The 1,295-nt window shown below is 70.2% G+C and carries 1 protein-coding gene; it reads left to right on the top strand.

Translation table 11 applies throughout. The features are described 5' to 3' along the window. Positions 1-1,129 (top strand): zinc-dependent metalloprotease family protein (locus tag Q7W29_03355; GenBank protein ID MDO9170848.1); only part of this gene is annotated, 1,129 nt, incomplete at its 5' end. Between the last annotated feature and the right edge of the window lie 166 nt (positions 1,130-1,295).

Below are 1,295 nucleotides of genomic sequence, written 5' to 3'. Positions count from 1 at the left end.
CCGCACCGAATGGCTGGCGAACCAGGCGAACGTCAAGCGGGACCTGGTCCAGCTCTTCACCGGCAAGGATCTCGTCGGCTCCGCGGTGGGCATCGCCTTCTCCGATCCGGGCGTCTGCAGCACCTACTACGGCTACAGCATCGTCCAGTCGCGCTACACCACCGCGATGGCCTACCGCGTCGCGGACTCGGCGCACGAGATCGGCCACAACTGCACCCTCTACCACTGCAACGACGATGAATTCATCTGCAGGATCATGTGCGCGAGCATCGGCGGCTGCTCCTGCGCGCTCCACTCGTTCGGGCCCCTCTCGACGGCCCGCCTGCGCAGCTACCTGGCCGGCGTGGCCTGCCTGGGTGCGACCGAAATCGAGTTCCCGCACGCGACGCTGCCCTTCACCGACAACTTCACCGCCGTGAACCTCGACCCGGCGAAATGGACGGCCGCCGACAACGCCTACCCCAGCTCGGGACGCCTGCAGATCGCCCACGGCGGCGGCTGGAGCCCCGAGTTCTACCTGGGCACCGCCCGCACCCTGCCGATCACGCTGGCCGGCCGGGCCGACGTCAGCTACAAGGTGCGCCCGCTGGGCGTGATCGCCGGCCAGCGGCTGTGGGTGGAGTACTTCGACACCGCGACCGGGACATGGATCATGCTGAACAACATCCAGGCGCCGGGCGGCACGCCGGCCGACTACACCACCTACACGCACACCACGCCGCCGGAAGCGGCTGGCGACCTGTTCAGCCTGCGCTTCAGCGCCTACGGCAACCAGGGGAGCTCGTCGACCGACTGGCTGGTCGACGACGTCGCGATCACCGCGTCCACGGTCGACGTCCCGGCCGCGCCGGCGACCGCGCTGCTGCGCGGTGCGCGGCCGAACCCCTTCAACCCGCGAACCGCGGTCGAGGTCGCGCTCGACCGCAGACGCCACCTCTTGCTGCGGGTCTTCGACGTGACGGGGCGCGAGTTGGCGGTGCTGGCGCAGGGGGATTTCGATGCCGGCGGGCACGTGTTCGTCTGGGACGGCGAGGAAATCGGCGGCCGAGCGGTTCCTTCGGGAACCTATGTCGTCCGGCTGGAGTCCGGGGAGATCCGCGAAAGCCGACTCGTCAGCCTGGTCCGCTGAGACCGCGCCCGACGGCAGCGGTCAGGGCCGCGCGAAGCGGCCCCAGTACACGATCATGTACCCGACCGTCGCGCCGGCGTGGCCCAGCATCGCCGGCCAGACGTTGCCGAGGCGCTCGCGCAGCCAGCCCCAGAAGCAGCCGGCGGCGAACACGGCCAGCAGCGCC

The sequence above is a fragment of the bacterium genome (assembly GCA_030654305.1).
Lineage (GTDB): Bacteria > Krumholzibacteriota > Krumholzibacteriia > LZORAL124-64-63 > LZORAL124-64-63 > PNOJ01.
The sequence above is the reverse complement of the archived record's forward strand: the minus strand, read 5'-3'. Positions and strand labels throughout refer to the sequence as shown.